General features: G+C 45.7%; 23 protein-coding genes. 10 read left to right on the plus strand and 13 right to left on the minus strand.

Annotated elements, in window-relative coordinates; all coding sequences use genetic code 11:
* The first annotated feature begins 31 nt into the window (after positions 1-31).
* From rimK to MO387_RS07665, 5 genes are all read left to right on the plus strand, one after another.
* Positions 32-937 carry a 30S ribosomal protein S6--L-glutamate ligase gene (rimK, locus tag MO387_RS07645; protein ID WP_006081851.1) on the plus strand — a complete coding sequence of 302 codons (906 nt, stop codon included), beginning with the start codon at positions 32-34 and terminating at the stop codon, positions 935-937.
* Between the two features lie 113 nt (positions 938-1,050).
* Positions 1,051-1,248 carry a Fe-S cluster assembly protein IscX gene (gene iscX, locus MO387_RS07650; protein ID WP_006081850.1) on the plus strand — a complete coding sequence of 66 codons (198 nt, stop codon included), beginning with the start codon at positions 1,051-1,053 and terminating at the stop codon, positions 1,246-1,248.
* A gap of 217 nt (positions 1,249-1,465) precedes the next feature.
* Positions 1,466-1,633 (plus strand): hypothetical protein, encoded by a 168-nt coding sequence (locus MO387_RS07655; RefSeq protein ID WP_006081849.1) that lies wholly within the window; start codon positions 1,466-1,468, stop codon positions 1,631-1,633.
* 197 nt (positions 1,634-1,830) lie between these two features.
* Complete coding sequence (gene ndk, locus MO387_RS07660) at positions 1,831-2,262, plus strand: nucleoside-diphosphate kinase (RefSeq protein ID WP_006081848.1); 432 nt, start codon at positions 1,831-1,833, stop codon at positions 2,260-2,262.
* A 362-nt stretch (positions 2,263-2,624) separates the two neighbouring features.
* Positions 2,625-3,068: an Hsp20 family protein gene (locus tag MO387_RS07665; protein ID WP_006081847.1), complete on the plus strand. Its 444-nt coding sequence runs from the start codon at positions 2,625-2,627 to the stop codon at positions 3,066-3,068.
* Positions 3,069-3,166: 98 nt separating this feature from the next.
* Here MO387_RS07665 and ilvN read toward each other — a convergent pair whose 3' ends face one another.
* The 3 genes from ilvN to MO387_RS07680 form a co-directional block, all read right to left on the minus strand.
* On the minus strand, positions 3,167-3,661 hold the full coding sequence (ilvN, locus tag MO387_RS07670; protein ID WP_006081846.1) for an acetolactate synthase small subunit: 495 nt from the start codon (positions 3,659-3,661) through the stop codon (positions 3,167-3,169).
* Entirely contained in the window at positions 3,661-5,379 is a 1,719-nt protein-coding gene (locus MO387_RS07675) for an acetolactate synthase 3 large subunit (protein WP_107947756.1), read from the minus strand. Before MO387_RS07675 ends, ilvN begins: the two co-directional genes overlap by 1 nt.
* 545 nt (positions 5,380-5,924) lie before the next feature.
* Positions 5,925-7,148 carry a multidrug effflux MFS transporter gene (locus tag MO387_RS07680; protein WP_107947754.1) on the minus strand — a complete coding sequence of 408 codons (1,224 nt, stop codon included), beginning with the start codon at positions 7,146-7,148 and terminating at the stop codon, positions 5,925-5,927.
* A gap of 595 nt (positions 7,149-7,743) precedes the next feature.
* Here MO387_RS07680 and MO387_RS07685 point away from each other — a divergent pair.
* Positions 7,744-9,618 carry a choice-of-anchor I family protein gene (locus MO387_RS07685; protein WP_107947752.1) on the plus strand — a complete coding sequence of 625 codons (1,875 nt, stop codon included), beginning with the start codon at positions 7,744-7,746 and terminating at the stop codon, positions 9,616-9,618.
* Positions 9,619-9,806: 188 nt separating this feature from the next.
* Here the strand turns inward: MO387_RS07685 and MO387_RS07690 are convergent, their stop codons facing one another.
* Positions 9,807-11,165, minus strand: coding sequence for a PLP-dependent aminotransferase family protein (locus MO387_RS07690; RefSeq protein WP_107947750.1), 1,359 nt, complete (start codon positions 11,163-11,165; stop codon positions 9,807-9,809).
* A gap of 92 nt (positions 11,166-11,257) precedes the next feature.
* On the opposite strand from MO387_RS07690, the gene MO387_RS07695 reads away from it, so the two are divergent.
* Positions 11,258-11,884, plus strand: a complete 627-nt coding sequence (locus MO387_RS07695) for a LysE family translocator (protein WP_041411170.1) — start codon at positions 11,258-11,260, stop codon at positions 11,882-11,884.
* A gap of 184 nt (positions 11,885-12,068) precedes the next feature.
* Complete coding sequence (locus tag MO387_RS07700) at positions 12,069-13,826, plus strand: SulP family inorganic anion transporter (RefSeq protein WP_107947748.1); 1,758 nt, start codon at positions 12,069-12,071, stop codon at positions 13,824-13,826.
* A gap of 202 nt (positions 13,827-14,028) precedes the next feature.
* Here MO387_RS07700 and MO387_RS07705 read toward each other — a convergent pair whose 3' ends face one another.
* Both MO387_RS07705 and MO387_RS07710 read right to left on the minus strand, forming a co-directional pair.
* Complete coding sequence (locus tag MO387_RS07705; protein WP_006081839.1) at positions 14,029-14,226, minus strand: hypothetical protein; 198 nt, start codon at positions 14,224-14,226, stop codon at positions 14,029-14,031.
* A 196-nt stretch (positions 14,227-14,422) separates the two neighbouring features.
* A complete protein-coding gene (locus MO387_RS07710) occupies positions 14,423-15,079 on the minus strand; it encodes a glutathione S-transferase (protein WP_063883512.1) in 657 nt (218 codons plus the stop codon).
* A 375-nt stretch (positions 15,080-15,454) separates the two neighbouring features.
* On the opposite strand from MO387_RS07710, the gene MO387_RS07715 reads away from it, so the two are divergent.
* Positions 15,455-16,459, plus strand: a complete 1,005-nt coding sequence (locus MO387_RS07715; protein ID WP_006081837.1) for a rhodanese-related sulfurtransferase — start codon at positions 15,455-15,457, stop codon at positions 16,457-16,459.
* A 313-nt stretch (positions 16,460-16,772) separates the two neighbouring features.
* On the plus strand, positions 16,773-17,246 hold the full coding sequence (locus MO387_RS07720; RefSeq protein WP_107947746.1) for a hypothetical protein: 474 nt from the start codon (positions 16,773-16,775) through the stop codon (positions 17,244-17,246).
* 167 nt (positions 17,247-17,413) lie between these two features.
* Here the strand turns inward: MO387_RS07720 and MO387_RS07725 are convergent, their stop codons facing one another.
* The 7 genes from MO387_RS07725 to MO387_RS07755 form a co-directional block, all read right to left on the minus strand.
* Complete coding sequence (locus MO387_RS07725) at positions 17,414-17,656, minus strand: DUF2897 family protein (RefSeq protein WP_107947744.1); 243 nt, start codon at positions 17,654-17,656, stop codon at positions 17,414-17,416.
* Positions 17,657-17,703: 47 nt separating this feature from the next.
* Positions 17,704-18,441, minus strand: a complete 738-nt coding sequence (gene kdsB / locus MO387_RS07730) for an 8-amino-3,8-dideoxy-manno-octulosonate cytidylyltransferase KdsB (RefSeq protein ID WP_006081834.1) — start codon at positions 18,439-18,441, stop codon at positions 17,704-17,706.
* A 97-nt stretch (positions 18,442-18,538) separates the two neighbouring features.
* Positions 18,539-19,609 (minus strand): 3-deoxy-alpha-D-manno-octulosonate 8-oxidase KdnB, encoded by a 1,071-nt coding sequence (kdnB, locus tag MO387_RS07735; RefSeq protein ID WP_012197228.1) that lies wholly within the window; start codon positions 19,607-19,609, stop codon positions 18,539-18,541.
* A 20-nt stretch (positions 19,610-19,629) separates the two neighbouring features.
* The gene (gene kdnA, locus MO387_RS07740) at positions 19,630-20,820 is read right to left on the minus strand and encodes an 8-amino-3,8-dideoxy-alpha-D-manno-octulosonate transaminase KdnA (RefSeq protein ID WP_006081832.1); all 1,191 of its coding nucleotides are present in this window, start codon (positions 20,818-20,820) and stop codon (positions 19,630-19,632) included.
* A gap of 194 nt (positions 20,821-21,014) precedes the next feature.
* The gene (gene can, locus MO387_RS07745; RefSeq protein ID WP_012089329.1) at positions 21,015-21,632 is read right to left on the minus strand and encodes a carbonate dehydratase; all 618 of its coding nucleotides are present in this window, start codon (positions 21,630-21,632) and stop codon (positions 21,015-21,017) included.
* 298 nt (positions 21,633-21,930) lie between these two features.
* A complete protein-coding gene (locus tag MO387_RS07750) occupies positions 21,931-22,368 on the minus strand; it encodes a phosphate ABC transporter substrate-binding protein (RefSeq protein ID WP_107947742.1) in 438 nt (145 codons plus the stop codon).
* A 10-nt stretch (positions 22,369-22,378) separates the two neighbouring features.
* Positions 22,379-23,557, minus strand: a complete 1,179-nt coding sequence (locus tag MO387_RS07755) for a porin (protein ID WP_107947740.1) — start codon at positions 23,555-23,557, stop codon at positions 22,379-22,381.
* Positions 23,558-23,873 lie beyond the last annotated feature (316 nt).

The following is a 23,873-nucleotide window of genomic DNA, read 5'->3' on the forward strand; positions in this document are numbered from 1 at the left end:
CGCTCAAAATTAATGGTTGCCGGAGACCAGAATGAGAATAGCGATCTTATCGCAAGGGCCTGAGTTATATTCAACGAAGCGACTCGTTGAAGCGGCTCAATTACGTGGTCATGAAGTACACGTAATCAATCCCCTTGAATGTTATATGAATATCAACATGCGGCAATCGAGTATCCACATTGGTGGGCGAGAGTTACCCGCATTTGATGCTGTGATCCCCCGCATTGGGGCGTCGATTACCTTTTATGGTTCTGCGGTTTTGCGTCAGTTTGAGATGATGGGCGTATATGCTTTAAATGATTCTGTTGGGATCTCGCGCTCACGTGACAAATTGCGTTCTATGCAGTTGATGTCACGCCGCGGTATTGGCTTACCCATTACTGGTTTTGCCAATAAACCGAGTGATATCCCCGACTTGATTGATATGGTGGGTGGCGCGCCTCTGGTGATTAAATTACTCGAAGGCACCCAAGGTATTGGCGTGGTATTAGCTGAGACCCGTAAAGCGGCTGAGAGCGTGATTGAAGCCTTTATGGGCCTTAAAGCCAACATCATGGTGCAGGAATATATCAAAGAAGCCAATGGCGCAGACATTCGCTGCTTTGTGCTCGGCGATAAAGTGATTGCCGCCATGAAGCGTCAAGCTATGCCCGGTGAGTTCCGCTCTAACTTGCACCGTGGTGGCACGGCAAGTTTAGTCAAATTAACCCCAGAGGAACGCTCAGTCGCCATTCGTGCGGCTAAGACCATGGGGCTTAATGTCGCTGGCGTTGACTTGCTACGCTCAAACCACGGTCCTGTGATCATGGAAGTGAACTCTTCACCCGGTCTTGAAGGAATTGAAGGCGCCACCACGAAAGATGTGGCGGGTGCTATTATTGATTTTGTTGAAAAAAATGCGATAAAAGTAAAAAAGGTGACGCAAGCACAGGGTTAATGCCCTTGCTGTCGAGTATTGACTGCGGAATATCAACACTTGATTCACCTCCTTATGGGTAACGCCGTTTAGCAAGAACTTACCCATTAAAGCGAACCGAATAGGGGAAAACGATGACATTAACATGGATAGATTCGTTAGATATTGCGTTGGAATTACTCGAAGCACACCCAGAGGTGAATCCTACTCAGCTGCATTTCACCCAATTGTATGAGTGGGTGTTAGCCTTGGATGATTTTGCCGATGATCCCAAGCACTGTAATGAAAAAATACTGGAAGCGATTCAGCAGTGTTGGATTGATGAAAAGTAGTGAGCACAGTGGTGATACGGCTTTTTATGTGAGGCATCTTGTCCTTTTGACGTTTAACTAAGGTGATTTACCTCACGTATTTGCAGCGGCGCAGAGAATATTTGGCGAGAGTTTGATCACAGTCAAGTTCATTTTTAGCGGATATCGTACCTTGTTGTATATTGGTTAAGGCATTTAAATGGCTTAACTTTGTTATCGCAACTGCAAGGATGTTCACATGAAACTTTTGCTTGTATTGTTATGTATGCTTGTCCCTTCAATGGCTTGGGCTCATCCAGGGCATGGCGGTGTCGGTTTATTCCATCACTTGTTAGATCTTGCTCCCGCAGTCATTTTAGTCGCTTTGATTGCTTGGGCAGGTATTTGGGCAAAAAATAGAAAATAATCCCATTTTTTAATGAGTTAATGGACCCTGCTGAGGATTTATCCTCCTAGCGGGGTCTTTTGCGTGATCAAGCTGATTACGAATAAAGCGAATGTGCGCAATATCTCAGACTAATTTGCTATAAAGATAGGATTTAGCTTTTAAATTTCGTATAATCCGCGCGAATTTTTTAAACTTGCTGACAAAGGAAGCTAGTTATGGCGATCGAACGCACATTTTCTATTATCAAACCTGATGCTGTTGCAAAAAACCACATCGGTGCTATCTACAATCGTTTTGAAACTGCTGGTCTTAAGATCGTTGCATCAAAAATGTTACACCTGACCAAAGAACAAGCTGAAGGTTTCTATGCTGAGCATAGCGAGCGCGGCTTCTTCGGTGCTCTGGTTGCATTCATGACTTCTGGTCCTATCATGGTCCAAGTATTAGAAGGCGAAAACGCTGTTTTAGCTCACCGTGAAATTTTAGGTGCAACTAACCCAGCTCAAGCGGCTCCTGGTACTATCCGTGCTGATTTCGCTGAAAGCATTGACGAAAACGCGGCTCACGGCTCTGATGCTGTTGAATCTGCTGCTCGTGAAATTGCTTACTTCTTCAGCGCTGAAGAACTGTGTCCACGCACTCGTTAATTCGATGCTAAGACTGAAAAAGGAGCCCTAGGCTCCTTTTTTATTGGCTGCAATTTAGCGAATACTGCTTGCCGTGCGCAATGAATCTAATGCAGCGATACCAATCACGTCTCGCTTCACCGTTTTAAAGTTGAATTAGCGTTTGTTTTTATTGGTCTTTTAAAGTTCTGCACATTTTTTTAATTTTCTTGCTTGAAATTTTCTCTCCCGTCCTTATATCTATTTCAGGATCGCTCGATGAGGGTCCTAGTGTGAATTCTGTGCCGTAAGGACAGAAGATTTAATTCGGCAGACTCTACAACCGTTTTCATCCTGAAAACAGTCCGCCAATTCTACATATTGCTTAAGACAAGGATATGAATATGCGTACTTATGATTTAACACCACTTTACCGCAGTGCCATTGGTTTTGACCGTTTAGCGCAATTGGCAGAACATGCCGCCGCCAATAATGGCAACTCAGGTTATCCTCCATATAACATCGAATTACTCGGCGAAAATCGTTATCGCATAACGATGGCCGTAGCCGGATTCTCGATGGATGAACTTGAGATCAGCAGTGAAGGTGAAAAATTACTGGTGAAAGGCAATAAAGCTGAAAGCCAAACCGAGCGTAAATATCTGTATCAAGGCATAGCTGAACGCGGTTTTGAGCGTACTTTCCAGCTGGCAGACTATGTCACTGTGCTCGGTGCAAGTTTAGAAAATGGCTTACTCAATGTTGATTTAGTGCGTGAAATTCCTGAAGCATTGAAACCACGCAAAATTGAAATCACCTCATCGCGCTTGTTAGACAGCCAGTCATAATTGACGCTGTGATAACCGCCTAAAAATAAGGGGAGCATTATGCTCCCCTTGATGTTTTTGTGCTTATGCAAAATGTCCGCGAGATTTATGTGTGAGCGTTACGCTTTCATGGCCTTTTCACCGCGGGCCAAACCGACTACGCCTGAGCGAGAGACTTCGACCAATTTGGTGACTTCCCCTAGCGCATGAATAAACGCATCGAGTTTATCTGACGTCCCCACCATTTGGATGGTGTATAAATTCGCCGTTACATCGACAATCTGACCGCGGAAAATATCCGCCATACGTTTCACTTCTTCCCTAAATTCGCCTTGGGCACGGACCTTAACAAGGGCAAGTTCGCGTTCAATATAAGCAGACTCAGTAATATTCGATACTTTTAACACATCGATTAACTTATGTAGCTGCTTCTCTATCTGCTCTAACACCATTTCATCGGCAACGACTGTGATGTTAAGCCGCGACAGGGTGATATCGTCCGTTGGCGCCACTGTTAAACTTTCAATGTTATAACCGCGCTGTGAAAACAAACCGACCACACGAGACAGGGCGCCGGATTGGTTTTCTAATAATACAGATATAATTCGACGCATTAGCATTTCTCCGTCTTGGTCAGCCACATTTCATTCATCGCACCACCGCGGATCAACATGGGGTACACGTGCTCAGTTTCATCCACCATGATGTCGATAAAGACCAGTCTGTCTTTCATCGCCAGCGCTTCAGCCATTTTTGACTCAAGTTCGGCGGGATCGCTGATCGTCATGCCAACATGGCCATAGGCCTCGGCAATTTTGGCGAAGTTAGGCACTGAATCCATATAGGAATGTGAGTGACGGCCAGAGTAAATCATGTCCTGCCATTGTTTTACCATGCCAAGGAAACGATTGTTTAAGTTGATGATTTTAACCGGCGTATCATATTGCAGCGCGGTTGAAAGCTCTTGAATGTTCATCTGGATGGAACCATCACCCGTGACACACACAACAGTAGCATCAGGCATGGCCATTTTCACGCCCATTGCGGCGGGTAGACCGAATCCCATCGTCCCTAGGCCACCTGAGTTGATCCAGCGGCGCGGCTTATCGAACGGATAGTACAAGGCGGCAAACATTTGGTGCTGGCCAACGTCAGAGGCGACATAGGCATCACCATTGGTCAGCTTATACAAGGTTTCAATCACTTGCTGTGGTTTGATGCGGCCACTGTTTTTGTCATAGGCCAGACAATCGCGGCTGCGCCATTGTTCAATGTCATTCCACCAAGTGGCAATGGCATCGTTGTCGTTATGTTCGTTCGATTCATCTAACAGTGCCAACATGCTGTCTAAAATGCTGTCGGCTGACCCCACGATAGGAATATCCACGTGAATGGTTTTCGAAATAGAAGAGGGATCGATATCGATATGCAAAATGGTCGCGTTCGGACAGTATTTTTCCACATTATTGGTGGTTCTATCGTCGAAGCGTACACCAATACCGAAGATCAAATCGCAGTTATGCATTGTCATGTTGGCTTCGTAGCGACCGTGCATCCCAAGCATGCCTAAACTGTTTTTGTGAGTGCTTGGAAAAGCGCCAAGCCCCATCAGCGTGCTGACGACGGGAATATTTAATCTCTCAGCTAATTGCAGAATTTGCTTTTCACAACCTGAGATAATTGCGCCGCCACCGACATAAAGTACCGGTTTTTTCGCGGCTAATAGAGCTTGAAGACCACGGCGGATCTGACCCTTATGGCCTGAAGTCGTCGGATTGTATGAGCGCATTTTGACGCTTTCTGGGTAACAATATTCGTGCAGCAAGGCGGGGTTTAAACAATCTTTGGGCAGATCGACAACCACAGGGCCAGGGCGGCCAGTAGAGGCAATGTAAAAAGCCTTTTTAATAATTTCAGGAATTTCAGTCGGATCTTTGACTAAAAAGCTGTGCTTCACCACAGGGCGTGAGATACCGATCATGTCGCATTCTTGGAAGGCATCGTTACCGATAAGATTACTCGGCACTTGGCCCGATAACACCACTAGCGGAATAGAGTCCATGTAAGCGGTGGCAATACCGGTAATGGCGTTGGTGGCACCGGGCCCTGAGGTGACTAATACCACGCCCACTTTACCCGTGGCACGGGCATAGCCATCAGCCATGTGTACGGCGGCTTGTTCGTGACGAACGAGTATGTGTTCAATACCAGGGATAAGGTGCAGTGCGTCGTAGATATCTAAAACTGAACCGCCAGGATAACCAAAAACGTGATTTACGCCTTCATCAATTAAAGAACGCACTATCATGCTGGCGCCGGATAACATCTCCATGTGGAACTCCTATTGCATAGTACCGTTACGGTAAACAGTATCTTGTTACAGCGACGGTAATCGCTCTAAAAATTAAGCCTGAAGGGTAATTCAGACTCCGAAATGCTGAACTGACTTCGTCGAAGACAAGTGACTCATCCCTTAGGATGCAGCAACTGTTGCAATGAACAGAATTTCATCATATTCAAAAAAAACAACATTTCAAGCCTTTTATGTAAAAAATAACCAACTTGAAACAATTTCACGTTTGAATGACTCGATAACTTGCTTGAATCGCCAAGTAACCTAGGCTGGTTTATGGGCTTATCTTATATTTTTCAGATTGTTAGATGCTTAAAAAGCAAAAACGGCACTAAAAGTGCCGTTTTGGTGTTGGAGGTTAGATAAGCAGATCCTTAACTGTCGCGATTAAATATTACTTATTTGCTACATCTGTGAAAGCCAATGCGCTGTTTTATGCGATCAAACATGTGTTGCCGATGTGGCATTGGTAGCCATGGCGCTTAGAAATAGACCCTTAAAAATAGATCTTTAAAAAGAGCGCCTTAAACCGTCGGTTGGATTTGATGCTTAGGACGATTGAATTGGCAAATACCGACTAACACAACAGAGCCTAACATGAGGGCAGAGAAGGGCACGGCAGTGCCATCGTAAAACACCGCCAATAATGGCCCCGCCAGTGCGCCACAGCCAAATCTTAAGGTGCCAATAACTGCGGTTGCGGTTCCCGTTTCTTGCTTGAACTTCATCAGTACTATCGCATCGGCATTGACTGACATCACCCCTAGGCTACCCATCAAAGGAATAAGCATGATCACGGTAAAGTGATAGCTCATATCCAGCAGGTTTACGGTTAATAAACCGACACCAGCAATCGCCCCGAAAAAGGTCGACACATGCAACATACGTAGCGAACCATAACGGCCCACGATGCGCGTATTAATGATATTGGCCAACATCAAAGCGCCGACGTTAGTGCTAAACAAGATGGCAAAATAGGATTTATCTAAGGCAAAGACTTCCATGTAAACGAAGGGCGATGCGGTGAGATAACAGAAAAATGAAAAAGACGTTAACACGCCGCTGGCAATGTTTAGCTTAACGCCAGGGCGGGAAAATACGGTCGCATAGGCGCCAAGAAACGATTTTTGGCTGCGGGTATCCATATCTTTATCGCTGGGCATTTTCAGCGCAAACAGCACCAGTAATAACAGGGTAGCGGCATAGGCGGATTGAATGAAGAAGATTAAATGCCAATCACCGAGTTCGAGGATCACGCTGCCAATACTAGGAGCCAACAATGGCGCTAACATCATGATTAAACTCACGTATGACATACCCTTGGCGGTATTGTCACCATAGACTTCTTTGATGTATCCCGGCACCACCACAGTCGCAGCCGCGCCGATAAAGGCCTGTAAAAAACGTAGGCCAAGAAAGACTTCGACTTGACCCGCAAACCCAATCAGTAAGCTGGTGAGCATAAATCCACTCAGTCCCAATATCACCATAGGTCGACGACCAATGCGGTCGGCTAGGGGGCCGAAACATAACATGCCCAGTGCGTAACCCGCTAAGTAGATACTCAGGGACTGTTGCACTGTCGTGACATCGGTATGAAAACTGAGGGCCAATGTCGACATCGCAGGTAAGTACATGTCGATGGCCAATGGCGTGATCGCGACAATCGCCGCAAGCATGGGAATAAGCAGCGCTAAATTCGGTATACGTCTGCCGTTATGGGCAGAAGGTTGTGATTGTGGGTCCACTGTTACCTCGGGTGGCGAAAGAAATGAAAGCGTATTTCACAGGTTTATGCGGTGTGGTTTAAATTGTACTAGGACAATTCACGATTAATCCGCCATTTTGAAGCCAGTTCCTGCGCTACCAGTTTCTACATTAAGAGCGAGAGCACATGATCAAGATCATTGGCGGGGATTAGGCAAAAGTGAATTGCGGTATTGTCTATTTGCACAGTTCAGACAGCAAGCAATAGCATAGTAAAGTGCTCGGACAAATAAACCAATCTTTGCGCTGATTTCTTTACTGTATTTTACCGATTAAATTGTAACTAAGTGGTAAGTTTGATTATCGAGGCATCACTTTAGTGGATTGAGCCGTTATCTTCACAAGATTCTTCATTTAAATCTTTCTTATCAAGTCTTTCTTATCAAATTGCAGTCTTTTGTAACTTAGTTCTTTACATCTTAGTCCTTCAAATCCTTATGGTTCAAACTGACTCATTCGAAAGTGCGAGTTGTCATCTTAGTGTCACGGCTTTGTCATCCCTGCGTCTTTTATGCTGACTAGTTTAGTGGGCTTTAGCTTCACCCTACTAAAAATAAAATATTCAGGAATGACACGATGAAAACACAACGACTTCCGCTAGCCGCTGCCATTATGGCGAGCTTATTACTTGGAGCCTGCAGCGGTGATGATGGCGCAGCAGGTGATAAAGGCGACAACGGCTTAAATTCACTGGTTAACGTGACGGCATTGAATATCGGTGATGCACATTGTCCCGCCGGTGGTCAGCGTATCGATACCGGATTAGATGCTAACAATAATGGCCAATTAGATGACAGCGAAATTGCAGCAGCGCAAACCCAATATGTTTGCCAGCCACAAACTGCAGGCTTAAAAGCTGAGTTAATTGGTCGTCATCAGACTGGCGTTTATGGCTTAAGTGCCGCTGAAATCGTTGAATATCACAGTGCATCTAACCGTATTTTTGTGGTCAATGCCATTAGTGGCAAAGTGGACATTATTGATGGCAGTTTATTAGCAACGGCATCCAATGCCGCTGATCCGTTAGCATTGAATAATCTCGAAAAATTTGGCGAACTTGATGTGGCTAAAGATGTTGGCCAAACCTTTATGGGTAGCGTTAACAGTGTGAGCATTTCAGGTAACTTGTTAGCCGCTGCGATTGAACGTGGCGATGTTGCCGGCAATAAAACCCAAGCCAATGGTTTTGTCGCTTTTTATCAGCTTAACGGCACAGATGCACCGCAGTTTATCAGCGCGGTAGAAGTCGGCGCTTTACCCGATAACCTGGCATTTACCCACGATGGTAAAAACGTATTAGTAGCCAATGAAGGCGAGCCAAATCCAGCCTATACCTTAGATCCTGAAGGCAGTGTGGCGCTGATTGCAATTACTGACGGTAAGCCTGCAGCCACTGCGACTATTATCGGTTTTAGTGAATTTAATCAGGGCGGTGCACGAGCCAGTGAGATCACCCCAGACATTAAAATCAATGGCCCAATGGCGAGTGTGGCGCAGGATTTAGAACCTGAATATATCGCCATTAGCCAAGATAACCACCGTGCGTTTGTCAGTTTGCAAGAGAACAATGCCATTGCCGTAATTGATATCGCCAATGCCAAAGTTGCCAAGATTTTACCACTAGGCCTTAAGGATTACGGACTTGAAGTGAATAAAATTGATGCCAGTGACAAAGACAATCTTGTCAACCTGCAAAGCTACACAGGCGTCTACGGCATGTATCAACCCGATACTGTCGCGAGCTACCGTTGGAACAATACCGACTTTATCGTTACGGCCAACGAAGGTGATTCCCGTGATTATGCAGGCTTTTCTGAAGAAGCCCGCGCAGGGGATTTAGTGCTCGACCCTAATCACCCACAATTTGCCGCCGCAAAAGATAAAACGCAGTTAGCCCGCCTTAAAGTGACCACTAGCATGGGGGATGACGATAAGGATGCCGACTACGACAGGATAGTCAGCTTCGGTGCTCGCTCATTCTCGATTTGGAGCGCAGACGGTCAGCAAGTCTTTGACAGTGCGAGTGATTTTGAACGTATTACCGCGGCACTTTTAGGCAGCAACTTCAACAATAATAACGAAGAAAATAAAGGTGATAGCCGCAGCGATGACAAAGGACCAGAGCCAGAAGCCTTAGCCCTAGGTCAAATTGGTCAACGACTATATGCCTTTGTTGGTTTGGAGCGTACTTCAGGCTTTATGATCTATGACGTGACCAATCCCTTCGATGTGCATTTTATCGATTATGTTGTGAATCGTGATTTTGATGCCGACTTTGTTATCGATACTGATACGGGTGAAGTCAAAGGGGATGCAACAATGGCGGGTGATTTAGGGCCAGAAGGGATGAAATTTGTCAGTGCCGATAAAAGCCCTAACGGTAATCCTTTGTTAATCATAGGCAATGAAGTCAGCGGCACAACGAGTGTTTACCAACTAAAGATTAAATAATGGTGCGTTAGTGATTTATAGCTAATTGCTCCTTCATCATGCTTGTCAGTTACCTCAGCGCCAGTAGCATGTATGCTACTGGCGCTTTTTTATGCTCTCTAATTTTATAAATTAGCCATTTAGTGTGAATTTACTTCATCTGACATGGCGCATAAAAATTGGCTGAGTTCGGAGGTTTTTAAGCGCTATTACACCACCGAATAAGCATTTTGTACTAGGGAGAGAATCGTCGCCTCGATACACTCAATTGCATGTTGGAATTGAGCATCATTTTCGGCGCCACCAAGGCTTAAGCGAATAAAATTGTCATGGCAATTAAAGTCATCTCCGTTGCGGATCAAAATGCCTTTAGCGGCCAGTGCAGTGACAAGATGATGGGCCTTGATATCTTCTGGCAGTTGCAGCCAACCGTTCAGTCCTCGCCAAGTTTGGGCTAATCCCAGTCGTTCGCCCATGGCGATACAGAGACGTTGGCGTTGGCGAACTATGGTATCGCGATCGGCAGTGATTTGGCCTTTCTTAATCAACTGGCAGGCGATTTCAATATTCAGCGGCGATACCATCCAGCATTGGCTATGAATCGCGAGTCGCACTTGGGCGATAAGTGGTTCAGGCACCAGAATAAAACCTTGCCTTAGGCCGCCAGAAAACAATTTGGACAGGCTAGAAATATAAATCACCCGTGGGATAGCCAGCTGTTTTGCTAATTGCCACAGGGGCGAATGCCACTCTTCGGGTAAACAATAATTCACATCATCTTCAGTGATATAAAACTGATACTGCTCGGCCAATTCGAGGAGTTTTTTCCGCTGCGACTCACTGTATTGAATACAGGTAGGGTTTTGATTATTCAGGGTTAGATAGACTAACTTGGGATGATGGATTTGCACTAACGCCTCAAAGCGGGCGAGATCCACACCTTCATGGGTGAGGGGCACACCAATGCTGGTCACGCCGAGTTGCTTAGCGCAAATTCTCACGCCTGGATAACTGTATTGCTCGTGCAGCAGCACATCACCCGTCGATAAAAATGCACTCAAACAGGCAAAAATCGCTTGCTGGCCGCCATGGGTAAAGATCAGTTGTTCAGGCGTTTGTTGTATGCCGCGTTGGTTAAGCCATTGGTGAAACACTTGTTGGTGTTGATCTAATGGACTGGCGCGATAACCCAGTAACTGGCTGAGCTTTGTTGGGTCTTTTGCTAATTGGCTGAGGCAATCACTGAGGGTGCTGATTTGATCTGTGAGTGGCTGCTGGCAGGTCGCCATATTCAATTGTACGTTACCTATCTCTGGTACTGGTGAGGCGTTGACATAGGTGCCATCACCCACGCGTGCTTCAACGTAACCCCTTTGTTCCGCCAATGCATAGGCGCGGGTCACAGTGCCAATAGTGATACCTAAGGCATCGGCTAGGCGGCGCTGCGGTGGCAGTTTACTGCCTTGGGTCAACACCTTCTGCAAAATGCCTTGTTCTATCGCACTGACTAAGCGCTGATATTTAGGGCCTGAAAAAGCGTTTAGGTCTGGCGTCCAGATTGTACCCATGACAATAAATCCATTGATCTCTAATATTCTCCGTATATTATTTATCGCATCTATTTATGTCAATAAATGCATGCATACAATTTAAGGTGAATATGAATACTGCACTACTCTATGATCCACAATTATGGACCTTGATGGCTTCTGCCGCGTTGTTTTGTGCAACCATGACCATGACGCCCGGACCGAACAATATCCTCTTAGCGAGCTCTGGTGCACATTTTGGTGTGCTGCGCACTGTGCCGCACATTGCAGGGATCCGCTTGGGTTCGACTTCTTTACACCTTGCGGTGTTATTTGGGCTTGGCACCTTGTTTGAAGCATTACCGATATTGCACCAAGTATTGAAATATTTCGCTTTGGCGTATTTGCTGTATCTCGCGTACAAATTAGTGACGTCGCCAGTGCAGAGCACGCATCTTGATGACGGCCGAAAACCTATGACCCTGATTGAGGCCGCCTTATTCCAATGGATTAACCCTAAGTCTTGGATGTCGACAATTACCCTGTGCAGCGCATTCACATTAGGCGGCGATGGCTTTTGGCTCAGTGCCTTTCTTGGGGTATTAACCTTTAACTTAGTGGGATTTCCGGCGTCATTTACTTGGGTGTTTGTCGGTGCGGCGATCAGTAAGAAACTCAATACCGATAGACGTAAGCGTCATTTTAATTGGTTTATGGGCAGTTTACTTTTAGTGTCACTGCCGATGATATTGCGCTAACTTAGTGTTTATTCAGCGCCTAACTCCATAAATATTCTGAGGAAAATACTCGCGTAATGATTGGCTTTATGCCATAACCAACATACTATTGCTGGCTTTTAGGTAATGACCTTTTCGCTGAATATTTTCAGTCTCGGTTATACTGATTAGTGCTTATCTTGATGGTGTGTATGGAGGTTGCCGAGTGAAGTTCCCTAGTTTGATTTCGTTTATGCCGGGATTGGCGCAATTATTACAATATGAAAAGCAATGGCTTAGGGATGATGTGCGCGCAGGCTTGTCCGTTGCCGCTGTGGCACTCCCTGTCGCCATTGCCTATGCCCAGCTCACTGGCGTCAATGCTGCTGTGGGTTTGTACTCCTGCGTTTTGCCTATGCTGGTATACGCGCTATTTGGCACCTCAAAGCAATTAATCGTGGGTCCAGATGCGGCGACCTGCGCCGTTATCGCCGCCGTTGTTACGCCCCTCGCTGCGGGTGATAGCATGAAGCACTGGCAGTTAGTCATGACCATGACGGCCATGACAGGCTTTTGGTGCTTGATCGCGAGCCGTTTTAAGCTGGGTGTGCTCGCTGACTTTCTGTCAAAGCCGATTTTGATGGGATTGCTGAACGGGGTCGCGATCACCATTATCGTCGGACAATTTTCGAAGATTTTTGGTTTTACCTTCGACGAGCGCTATTTAATCGAACGCCTCAGCGGCGCCCCTTCTTATTTATCAAAAACCCATTGGCCGACGTTGATTATGGGGATTGTGACGCTCGCGACCTATGCCTTAGTGAAACGGTTTCGTCCACAATGGCCCGCATCTATGTGCGCGATGGCGATGGCGGCATTCCTTGTTTGGGTATTTAACCTGACGAGCTTTGACATTAGCGTTGTCGGGGAGGTGACCTCAGGACTACCTTCATTCCAAGCACCGGCTTTTGATTTGGGGATCGCCCGTGAGTTGGTGGTGCCTGCGCTCAACTTAGCCATGGTGAGCTTTGTGAGCATGATGCTGACCGCCCGAAGTTTTGCGGCAAAAAATGGTTACGATATAGATGCAGATAAAGAATTCAGGGCGTTAGGTTTAGCCAATATCGCATCTGCCATCTCCCAAGGGTTTGCGGTGAGCGGCGCCGATTCCCGAACTGCGGTGAACGATGCCAATGGCGGCAAGAGCCAGTTAGTGTCCATCATTGCTGCGGTATTGATTGGCGTTGTGGCGCTGTTTTTTACTGCGCCGTTGAAGTACATCCCTAGCGCAGCATTAGGGGTGGTATTGGTGATTGCCTCTATTTCGCTTATCGATCTTAAGTCGCTGTGGAATCTGCGTGTGCGCGATAAGTCAGCTTTCTTGCTTGCGTGTATTACCTTGTTCTCCGTGCTGTTTATTGGGGTGATTCCTGGGATCACTTTGGCCGTGTTACTGGGGTTATTCCAGTTCCTTGCTACGGTAATGCGCCCCACGGATCAAGTGCTTGGCTTAGATCATAACGGCGTTATCCGCAGCGTCGATGATTCGGGTAAAGCTAAATCTGTTCCTGGCGTGTTTATGTATCGTTTTAATTCACCGTTAACTTATTTTAATGCGACGTATTTTAAGCGCCGTTTACTGGAAAAGTTTATTCGGGAATCTGAGCCGGTCGATTGCATCATTATTGATGCCGTGCCTTGTTTTACCCATTTAGATTTAAGTGTGATGGCCATGTTGGCAGATTTACATCAATTGCTTAAAAAGCGTGGAGTACGCTTAGTGCTTGCGGGGCGTAAACGACAGATGCTGAGTTGGTTCGAGCAAGCGGGTATGCAGACAGGGGAAGGCGGCATTCTGATCCGGCCAGATTTGTATCTCGCCCTTAAAATGAATCAAAGCTATAAACAAGCCTTGGCTGAAGGGCAAGCGCCTGTGATCCAAAAAGTCCCCGATGACGCTGTGCTGTTGCATAGCCATTTATAGCGAATGATTTAAATTTTAAGGTTTTGTAAAAGAGGAATCATTAAAATAGCGCAGCCTAAGCTTGCGCTATTTTTTTGCGTGTTTCAGTACTTGTTTAAGTGCTTGTAAGTATTTATTTAAATGCTTATTTATGTGCTTTGAATTGGGCGGGTCAATGATGCGGTAGCAAGTGTTGTCGCCCAATGTGATGGTGTTTGACGGCTTAGTCTTTGAGAATTCTATCGAGGGGAATAAAACCGTGATAACCGTAATATCCCATAGGGCCGAGGATCAGACTGAGTAGGCACCATAACCATTTTTTGTTGGTGCTGAGATCCACTTTACTCTTGAAGGCTCGAAGGGCGAAAAGAAAATGCAGTAGCATCAGGCCCCCAAGCATAATAATGATATTGATATCCATATGTTCCAACTGCCTTATCCTTGTGTTCTATCATTCACGCCTTTGAAAGACATTAAGCGCGGTTACATTTATCTTGAGAAGCTTGTCTAGTGACCGGTAGCTAAATTAGCCACCTCACTAACTGTCAAATACCTTACTCGAATATTTTACCAATGGCTATAACATAAAATAAAAATAATCTTTAAATCTTATTGGCTTACATGTCTCCTAACAAGCAAGTTGGAGAATGGCTAGCGTCCCAGATCACATATTTTTCCATCGCTCGAATAAATATTTCACTCGAAATGAGGTTTTCTAGCCAAGCGGCGAGTCGCGGAAAATCATCGCTCAGTGCACGTTTAAGATCCACTGCGGCAAATTGGCGTATAAAAGGCACGATGGCGTAGTCCGCAAGCCGAGGTGTATCGGCAACTAAAAAGGAGTGTTGTCCTAAGCATGCTTCAAGTTGCGTGAGGAAATGGCTCGCTTGCTGGTAATAGTCAGATTGCGTTTGTTCAGGGTAACGGTCAGCATATTTATAGCGGTCGAGCCATGGCTTAAATTGCTGATCATTTTGCGCAATAAGTTGCGCCATTTTATCTGCAATTACAGGGCTTTGCTGACATAGCAGATCTAAGGGATCAGCTTGCGTGAGTGCCCAGCGCATGATCTCGAGACTTTCGGCAATCACTTCGCCATTGGCTAGCACTAATACCGGCACTGTCCCTTTGGGTGAAGCGGCCAGCATTTGCGCTGGTTTAGCTTTAAGGGTGATTTCGCGGACTTCAACATTGCATTGGGCGAGTAAGAGTCCCAAACGCGCTCGCATGGCATAGGGGCAACGGCGAAAAGTGTATAAAACGGCAAGAGCCATTAGGATTTCCTCTACTGTGCGGCGCTAATGCGACGCAAGTTGGTGCGATGAACACTGATGTCGGCTTGTGTCTTCTACATATACATGCTTATTGACGACGCGAGTGTGCCAATACGAATGCCGCGTGCCAATCAGGCAGTGTGCAAAGGGTGCAGATGGTAACGCTTTCATATTGAAATTTCTGCTTAATTTGCCAGCTGAAAATGTTTTTTCTGACCTCTGTGCGTAAAGAATTAAAGACCCTGCATTTTATCTGTGTTTATCTTGCTGTGACTCAGGTAGAATTCCGCGCTATTTTGGGATCTGTAGCCAGTCTACAGATGATTGATTTGTTTATGCACTGGAAATTAAGTTCCAGCTAGCAAAGAGGGTGTTATGACTAAAGTCGTCGTGTGTGCGTTATATAAATTCGTGTCTTTACCGCATTTTGAATCTATCCGAGCGCCACTGCTCGCTATGATGGAACAGGCCGAGATCAAAGGCACTCTGCTCCTCGCAAGCGAAGGGATTAATGGCACAGTTGCCGGCACCCAAGAAGCGATCGAAGCACTATTGCTTTGGCTTAATAGCCAAAACGGTCTAGACAATATTGTTCACAAATTGTCATTCGACGATGAAATGCCGTTCTACCGCACTAAAGTCAAACTGAAAAACGAAATCGTCACTATGGGCGTTGAAGGCATTGATCCACTTAAAGTGGTTGGCACTTATGTTAAGCCTCAAGATTGGAATGCGCTGATTTCTGATCCTGACGTGATTTTAGTCGACACCCGTAATGACTATGAAGTGCAAATCGGCACTTTTAAAAATGCCGTTAACCCTGTGACTGAAACCTTCAGAGAATTCCCTGAATATGTGAAGCAGAATCTTGATCCTGCTAAACATAAAAAGGTTGCCATGTTCTGTACTGGTGGTATCCGCTGTGAGAAATCAACCGCGTATTTGAAAGAGCAAGGCTTTGACGAGGTGTATCATCTCGAAGGCGGCATCCTTAAATACCTTGAAGAAGTCAAAGCAGAAGAAAGTCTGTGGGAAGGCGAGTGCTTCGTGTTCGATAATCGCGTCGCGGTTAACCATGACTTGAAGAAAGGCCAATACGATCAATGTAATGCTTGCCGTATGCCAATCACTGAAGCTGAAAAACAGAGCCCTGCCTATGTGCAAGGTGTCAGTTGCCCACATTGTATCGATAAAATTTCTGACGAGCAGCGTAAACGTTTTGTTGAGCGTGAGCGCCAAGTGAATCTGGCAAAAGCCCGTAACGAAGCGCATATCGGTAGCGATGTGAATCAAGTGATTGAAGCGCGCCGCGAGAAAAAAGAAGCGCAGCGTCGACTCGCCGCCGAGAAAAATAACGCGAAAAAATCGCAAGTGCTTTAACTTTATATTTCATTGGATTAGCTGCTAGTTAGTCATGAGTTTGCACTGAGTTCGTTTCTCGTTCAGGCAGCTCATACATTGCTCTCGATTTGAATATAGTTTGCACTATGGCCCGACTCGTTCGGGCCATTTTTTTATGCCGATTTTAGTTTTAGTGTGAATGTACATTAACCCATTATTTAACTCATTATTTATCATAGCGCTATGCCGAAAATCTTAAATTTATGATAACTTTCAGTCGCTAGTATTAAAAAAATAAAGTCGAGTGCCATTAAACGAAAGGGAGCGATTCAGTGCAAGGTAGGCAAAGCGCATGAGCATTTGGAAAGAGCTATACGATATTTTCGATAAGGAACGCAGTCGCTGGCAACAATCGAGCGCCAGTAAGCAGGCGATTGCCTTTGAGTTAAAAGCCAATTTGGGCTTTCTGGCCGATGCGTTAAGCAGCGGTTTATCGCAAAGTGCGATCGCCAGCGGTTTAGAATGCAGTATTTTTGAGGCAAAACTGAAAGAGGGTGCTGTACTCACTGCGTTAAATCGCCGTAAAGTGACCCTGAAGTTTATTGGCGAATTTGCCGAGTTTGCTAAGTATGTCGGTAAAGAGAACGACGCTTTAGTCGAGAATGCTTACTCTAAAATTAAATCACTGCAGAAATTAGTGGCAGCCGAGCCCAATAAAAGCCACGATCTGAGGATTAAATCCCTGTTTCGCTTCTTAGTCTTTTTAGTGGCACACCTTGAGGAGCAGCCATTGAGTCGCACATCAGCGAAAAAAGCTGAAGGTTGATGCGTGGGCAAGCTTGTGATTAATACGATTGGTATAAGAGACAAAAAAGGCGCTTATGGCGCCTTTTCTATGTTTGCTAACGTTATTGCTCAGCTTTTTAGCGCAGTCTTTAAGAGGCGTGTTTACGAATCATCTTTCAACACACTCTTTAAAGGCCAATATTGAGTTTAGCCCTTAGGTGGCTCATCTGTTTTATTGGCTTCTGAGTCCGCAGAACTTGGTTTGTTTGAAGCCGCATCTGCGTCATTCTCTGCTGCCGAAGGCTCAGCAGTAGGCTTTATCTGTTTATCTTTACCATGTTGACCGAACTGCGGCAGTTTGAACTTAGCACTGTACTTCAACGCGGCAAGATTACTGGCGATGACACCGACGATCAAAATAATAATGATCCAGACTTCTAAGGTCGACATACTCAGCTCCTGTTTCGAATAGACTCGCGCGCAAGACACTCGGGTGATTAATCAACCGCTAAACGTTGCTCACATTTACGAATATCTTCTGGCGTATCAACTTCAATAGAATCAAAGGCGCTAATGGCGATTTTGATTTTATGACCATATTCTAATGCACGTAATTGCTCGAGTTTTTCCAGATCTTCTAGACGACCTAATGGTAGGGCGGCGAAGGCTTGGACGAATTTGCGGGTATAAGCATACACACCTAAGTGCTTATAAACGGGGTAATCTTGGGTGTCGCGGCCAAAAGGAATACGCGAACGAGAGAAATACAAGGCATAGTTGTTGTTATCGAACACCATCTTCACATGCATAGGGTCGTCAAGCTCGGCTTTATTAACGATTTCAAAGCCTAAGGTGGCCATTTCAAACTCACCTGGGTGACGCTCGAAGAGACTGATGACTTGCTCGATGGATGTTGGATCAATAAGGGGTTGATCGCCCTGTAGGTTGATCACTAAGTCGTCATCTTTCAGTCCCAGTTGGTTTATCGCATCATTGATACGATCTGTACCCGATGCCGCTTCTGGGCTGGTCATGACCACTTTGCCGCCAAAACCTTCAACGGCCGCTTTAATGCGGTCATCATCGGTAGCAACATAAATATTGGTGAGGCCTTTGGCTAACGACGCGCGTTCATACACGTGTTGGATCATTGGCTTGCCGTTAATCGGGGCTAAGGGTTTGCCCGGGAAGCGGCTTGAACCGTAACGAGCCGGGATTAACAGAGTCACATTCATCAAATTATCCTACTTTTATCAAAGATATACAGTGTAGAAATACAATGCATATAGACAAAAGGGCTCACAATTGAGCCCTTTTAATATGTGTTAGAGCTTAGATGCGACGGAACAGGGCAGTCAACATTTCGTCTGTGACTTTCTCTTCCCAACCTGCGCCGTAAACGTTAGCCCATAGTGGACCCATGCTCTTAGTCACGGCAACCATTTTCGCTATGGTTTCGTCTGGCAGATCTTTACAGATGTTCTTCGGCAGTGTGATGTTGTGTTTCTTCATCATCAAACGGAACTCTTCAACACCTTCTGGATAGAATTCTTCTAACACGTCAAAGGCGATACAGTTGCCGATACCGTGGTGGTAACCCAGGATATAAGACAGACCGTAAGAAACCGCGTGACAGGCACCCACTTGGCTATAGGCTATGCTCATGCCGCCCATGAAAGACGCCATCATCAGCTTGTCGTCTTTATCTACATGGTCGTCTAAGTACACTTGGCGACATAAATCCATGGCTTTTTCAGCGTAGGATTTAGAGAACTCGTTTAAGAAGGTACCTTGTAAAGATTCAACACAGTGGATATAGCAATCCATACCTGTGTAGAACCATTGGTCCGTTTCAACGCCTTCGATTAACTCAGAATCCATGATGATTTGATCGAATACTGTGTAATCTGAGTTCAGACCTAGCTTACGCACTGGACCACATAACACGGCGGTGCGTGACGCTTCTGCACCAGTACCGGAAATCGTTGGGATACCAATGTGGTGTACCGCTGGGTTCTTGATCAAGTCCCAACCTTGGTACATGGCAGAGCCACCTGGGTTGGTCAGCATCAGCGATACCGCTTTAGCCACGTCCATGGTTGAACCGCCACCTAAACCCACTACACTGACAGGCAGTTTGCTATTAAAAGCTTGAACTTGCTCAGTTAACGTGTCGATTTGAATGGTGCTTGGCTCTTCATCAACGTTAACCCAAATCACCATGTCTTGTGCTTTAGCTGGGATACGGCCCTCAAGGGCTTTGCCTTGATGCACGTCATCGACTAAAAACACCACGAAGTCGTCGGCGGTTTTACGTTCAGCAGCTAACACTTCATCCAATTGGACGAATGAGCCACGGCCGAAGATCATTTTTTCAACTACTTTAAAATTCTTAAAACTCATTGCAACAAACTCCCGTAGAATTATTGGGCAAATGCTTTCTTGATGTTTTCGATACGCTCAGCGATCTGAGCATCGGTCCAAGACAACTTGATGAGCATAGAAATGGTGCGGCTCATAATGGCATCGGATTTAGGCACAGAAACTTGAGTATAGTCAGGTCTGTCGGCGATTAATGTGATTGGCAACGCAGCAGATGCCTTAAGCTCCTGAATGTGTTTCCAGTTTTTCAAATAATGCCAGTTGTTTACATACCAGTAGAAGCAGCCATCGACGCCGTTTTCAGCCAGTTTTTTGCTGATTTCAATAGTACGCGCTTCGGTTGGCAACATAAAGGTTAAGAAGCCTGCTGAGTCGCCTTCTGGATCGGGGATCAGGCGGAAGGTCACTTCTGGGATAGCAGCGGCCATCGCATCTTTAATGGTCTTTTTGTTTTTACGTTGGATATCGATAATGGTATCGAGTTTACGTAATTGCGCTAACCCTAAGGCGGCGTTCATTTCTGAAATACGGAAGTTCAAGCCAATGATAGGGTGTGACTCAGCGCCGCGGTCTTTACCAATGTGGTCATGGCCGTGATCGGAGAACATGTGCGCGTTGTTGTAGATTTCAGTGTTATTGGTAATCACAGCGCCACCTTCACCACAGGTGATGGTTTTGACTGAATCGAATGAGTAACAACCCACATCACCGATAGTACCTAAGGCTTGGCCCTTGTAGCTGCCACCAATGGCTTGGCAAGCATCTTCTAAAATCTTGATGTTATGTTTTGCACAGACGGCTTTGATCTCGTCCATCTTCGCCATAGAACCACACATATGCACTAAGTTAATCGCTTTAGTACGTGGGGTAATCGCGGCTTCAATACCTTCTGGAGATAAACACAGTGTCTCGTCGATTTCGGCAAAAATGGGGATCGCGCCTGCCATAAAAATCGCTTCAACTGAGGCAACAAAGGTAAAAGGTGGCACGATAACTTCGTCGCCAGCGCCAATGCCCGCAGCCATCATGGCCGTTTGCAGTGCAGCGGTACCGCTTGATAAAAGGTGAGCATGCTTCACGTTCATTTTCTCGCAGAGCAATTGCTCCATATCGCGAGTCTTCCAGCGATCATTACGCATATGGTCGAAGTTGTAACGGAAGGTAAAACCGTTTTCCATAACGTCAGCGACTTCCTGCTTCTCTTCAGGACCAAATAATTCAAAACCGGGCATGGAAGGTATCTCCTTAGAATATGTCGCGCATAGGTCGCGCTGCAATTAACTGGCGGATTATAACTGGGGTAATAGACCCTTGCGATGTTTTATTGCTGAAAATTGCCATGGAAAAAGAAAAACCTGCACAGGTGCAGGTTTTATCTGAGCATAGATGACACTCAGCTAAGGGTTAAAAGCCTAGATTCAGGCCGTTAGCGTGGATTGGCTAAGCCGTGTTCGCGATCGACAGTGACATCTAAATCTGTCAGTAAACCGTTATCAATGCCGTAAATCCAGCCGTGTACTGCGACTTCTTGGCCGCGATCCCAGGCTTCTTGCACTATGGTTGAACTGGTGACGTTGGCAACCTGCTCAATCACGTTGAGCTCGCACAGGCGATCAAAACGTTTGGCTTCATCCATCTGTTTTAATTCATCTTGATAGATACGGTAGATATCACGTAAATGCCCGAGCCAGTTATCGATAAGGCCTAAGCGTTGCTGACCCATGGCCGCACGCACACCACCACAGCCGTAGTGACCCACCACCATAATGTGCTTCACCTTGAGCACATCAACGGCGTATTGCAGCACAGATAAGCAGTTAAGATCGGTATGGATCACCATGTTGGCAATATTGCGGTGAACAAAGACTTCGCCCGGCATAAGATCGATGATTTGGTTAGACGGTACGCGACTATCTGAGCAACCAATCCACAGGTATTCAGGATGTTGCTGTTTAGCTAATTGCTCAAAAAAATCAGGATTTTCTTGACGTATACGTCCGGCCCAGCGGCGGTTGTTGTCGAATAAAGGTTTGAGTAGTTTCATTTTAACCTATTGTTTTATTGACATATAAAATGTCTTCTCATGCTCTAATTCATGCAAGCAGCACATTTTTAGCAAGAGTATACCAGCAAAATTGTTTCTGCTGGTCTATCCAATTAAGGTTTGAATCGGGATATTGAGAAATCGAGATTATTTTTTATTAATAGTACTGCAAATGGATAGCTCCTCTCTGGGGATTCGAGCGCCATTTGCGGGTGTGTTTGGGGTTAATATCGCGCTAATACTGAGTGAAAATCTTGTCCGCCAGAGATTTAGGCGGACAAGGATGATGCAGTATGGGTTAGAACTTACTGATCACTTTTACGCTATCGTTCACTTCGCTGACGTCAACAAACCCGATCATATTCGGATTGGCGGCAATCAATGAGAGCATTTCAGCGCTCGAGTCGACGACTTTTGGCGGTTGGCCTTGGCCTGAAAAGACCAGTTTTGACCAATAGGCTTTGAGCTGACTCTCGGTTTTATTGAGGATTTGCTTCACGAAGGCATCACGAGCGGGTGAGCCTTCGGGCTGATCGAGCGCAACCACAGTCCCTCCATTGGGGAAAGACTTGAGTTTACCTAAATAGATACGTGAAATATCCGCAGCACTAATTTCGGATGTATTTGAAGGATGTACCACGACGGCAATTTCGGCTTGCACACAGGCACTGCCAAGCAAAAGCGCACTGGCGACTAAGGTTTTCATCATCAACCGAGATCTTATTAATAGTTTCATGTTTAACTCCTTAAAAAACTAAGTCTATTGCCATACTCAGCAACTGTTCATCGGAGGACGGTTTGTCATTGCTGTAGTTGGTGTACTCCAGTTTTAGCGCGGCTGAGGGATGGAAATCCCAGCGTGTACCTATGATGTAGTAGGAGCTGTCTTCTTGCTGTGCTTCAAGCGCCGCTTTAGTACCAAAAACCAGAGGCGCTAGCGCAGCTTGGTTTGCTGGTGGCAGGCTATTGTATAGCGGTAACATGCCATCATAGGCATCGTATTGTGGATCGTTTTTATCGATACCGTAGGTTAAGTGGAAGGTGAAATCTTTATAGCGGATCCCGCCGGAAACAAAGGCCGAATCTTGGATGTTAAAACTGCTGGGGTCGACGTCAATGCGGGTGTATTCCGCCAACACGAACCATTTACCCGCATCATATTTAACGTTAGCGCCGATAAGTAACGCGCTGTCGTTAATGGGTAAAAGATCATCGACCACTTGCTGACTAAATAACCCTGTTTGGGCAATCGCATCGCCTAGGCCGAGCAGAGCGGGTAACTCGTAGGAGAAATCGGTCACTATGCCAATATTCAAGCCGTACTCAAATCCAGAGGTCACAAAGTTAAAGTTCATTATGTGGCCCTTGGCGGAGAAGGGTGCGGGAGGTGTTGATGAACCTATAGGTGCGTAGTCGGAAACGGAAGTGGTGATGTATTTATAGGTCAACCCGACTTCGGTATCGCCCCATAAATCGGAATACACTAAACCGACACCTTCGCCTGAATTAAACGGCAACGAATAAACGCCGCGGGGCGGGGTGATCCAATGATAGGCATAGCCTACGTCAATATAATCAGAGTATTTATACAGGTTAAAGCGCTGGCGGCCCGCCATGAGCATCAGTTTGTCGCTGATGTCATAGGAGATATAAGCCCATTCAAATTCGGCACTGTAATCGTTATTGCCTCGGGATAGCACTTGCGCCGTGGCTCTTAAGCCACTGCCCAGATCGGCGGTAAATTGTAAGGCAACTTTTGAATCGTTATTAAAGTTGAGCTCTTTGTCATAGTCATAATAGCTTTTATCGTCACTGAGACTCGAACCCGCGACAATAGAGGCAAATCCATTTATTTGAACATCGGCATAAAGAGACGGAATATAAAGTGTGCTGAGCACGCAGAGGGCAACTGTACTTTTTCTCATGGCAGAATACCTTGTTGAGGGAATACAGTAATAAAGGTAGTTGATAAATGGTAGATTTCACCTTTATGCAACATTTTTTGAGACGTTGACATCAAAATGGTGATTTATACTTGTTAATGCTGATTTAACGGTGGAGTCTTGGAAAACTAGGCGAGCTAACCTGCGGTGCTAAATCAAGTAAAGCCTAATATATTCATGGGTTAAACAGGGGGTGAACGTGGATTTGGTATTGAGGGTATTGGTTAAGCCGAATAGCCATCTTCAAGATGCACATGCCCACACCTTGAAGATTTTATTTAGCGACGGTATTTAGTGA

Origin of the sequence: Shewanella sp. N2AIL, assembly GCF_022690845.1 — a bacterium.
In the GTDB taxonomy this organism is placed as follows: domain Bacteria; phylum Pseudomonadota; class Gammaproteobacteria; order Enterobacterales; family Shewanellaceae; genus Shewanella; species Shewanella baltica.

Excerpts from the sequence above, each read along its gene's own strand:
- kdnA (WP_006081832.1), bottom strand. The coding sequence starts at position 20,820 with ATGCCCGGTTTTGAATTATTTGGTCCTGAAGAGAAGCAGGAAGTCGCT.
- kdsB (WP_006081834.1), bottom strand. The coding sequence starts at position 18,441 with ATGAATGTGACTCTGTTAATCCCGGCTCGTTACGGTTCAAGCCGCTTC.
- MO387_RS07685 (WP_107947752.1), top strand. The coding sequence starts at position 7,744 with ATGAAAACACAACGACTTCCGCTAGCCGCTGCCATTATGGCGAGCTTA.
- MO387_RS07705 (WP_006081839.1), bottom strand. The coding sequence starts at position 14,226 with ATGGATATCAATATCATTATTATGCTTGGGGGCCTGATGCTACTGCAT.
- ndk (WP_006081848.1), top strand. The coding sequence starts at position 1,831 with ATGGCGATCGAACGCACATTTTCTATTATCAAACCTGATGCTGTTGCA.
- rimK (WP_006081851.1), top strand. The coding sequence starts at position 32 with ATGAGAATAGCGATCTTATCGCAAGGGCCTGAGTTATATTCAACGAAG.
- MO387_RS07710 (WP_063883512.1), bottom strand. The coding sequence starts at position 15,079 with ATGGCTCTTGCCGTTTTATACACTTTTCGCCGTTGCCCCTATGCCATG.
- MO387_RS07750 (WP_107947742.1), bottom strand. The coding sequence starts at position 22,368 with ATGAAACTATTAATAAGATCTCGGTTGATGATGAAAACCTTAGTCGCC.
- MO387_RS07695 (WP_041411170.1), top strand. The coding sequence starts at position 11,258 with ATGAATACTGCACTACTCTATGATCCACAATTATGGACCTTGATGGCT.
- can (WP_012089329.1), bottom strand. The coding sequence starts at position 21,632 with ATGAAACTACTCAAACCTTTATTCGACAACAACCGCCGCTGGGCCGGA.
- MO387_RS07690 (WP_107947750.1), bottom strand. The coding sequence starts at position 11,165 with ATGGGTACAATCTGGACGCCAGACCTAAACGCTTTTTCAGGCCCTAAA.
- MO387_RS07725 (WP_107947744.1), bottom strand. The coding sequence starts at position 17,656 with ATGTCGACCTTAGAAGTCTGGATCATTATTATTTTGATCGTCGGTGTC.
- MO387_RS07675 (WP_107947756.1), bottom strand. The coding sequence starts at position 5,379 with ATGGAGATGTTATCCGGCGCCAGCATGATAGTGCGTTCTTTAATTGAT.
- ilvN (WP_006081846.1), bottom strand. The coding sequence starts at position 3,661 with ATGCGTCGAATTATATCTGTATTATTAGAAAACCAATCCGGCGCCCTG.
- iscX (WP_006081850.1), top strand. The coding sequence starts at position 1,051 with ATGACATTAACATGGATAGATTCGTTAGATATTGCGTTGGAATTACTC.
- MO387_RS07655 (WP_006081849.1), top strand. The coding sequence starts at position 1,466 with ATGAAACTTTTGCTTGTATTGTTATGTATGCTTGTCCCTTCAATGGCT.
- MO387_RS07665 (WP_006081847.1), top strand. The coding sequence starts at position 2,625 with ATGCGTACTTATGATTTAACACCACTTTACCGCAGTGCCATTGGTTTT.
- MO387_RS07715 (WP_006081837.1), top strand. The coding sequence starts at position 15,455 with ATGACTAAAGTCGTCGTGTGTGCGTTATATAAATTCGTGTCTTTACCG.
- MO387_RS07720 (WP_107947746.1), top strand. The coding sequence starts at position 16,773 with ATGAGCATTTGGAAAGAGCTATACGATATTTTCGATAAGGAACGCAGT.
- kdnB (WP_012197228.1), bottom strand. The coding sequence starts at position 19,609 with ATGAGTTTTAAGAATTTTAAAGTAGTTGAAAAAATGATCTTCGGCCGT.
- MO387_RS07755 (WP_107947740.1), bottom strand. The coding sequence starts at position 23,557 with ATGAGAAAAAGTACAGTTGCCCTCTGCGTGCTCAGCACACTTTATATT.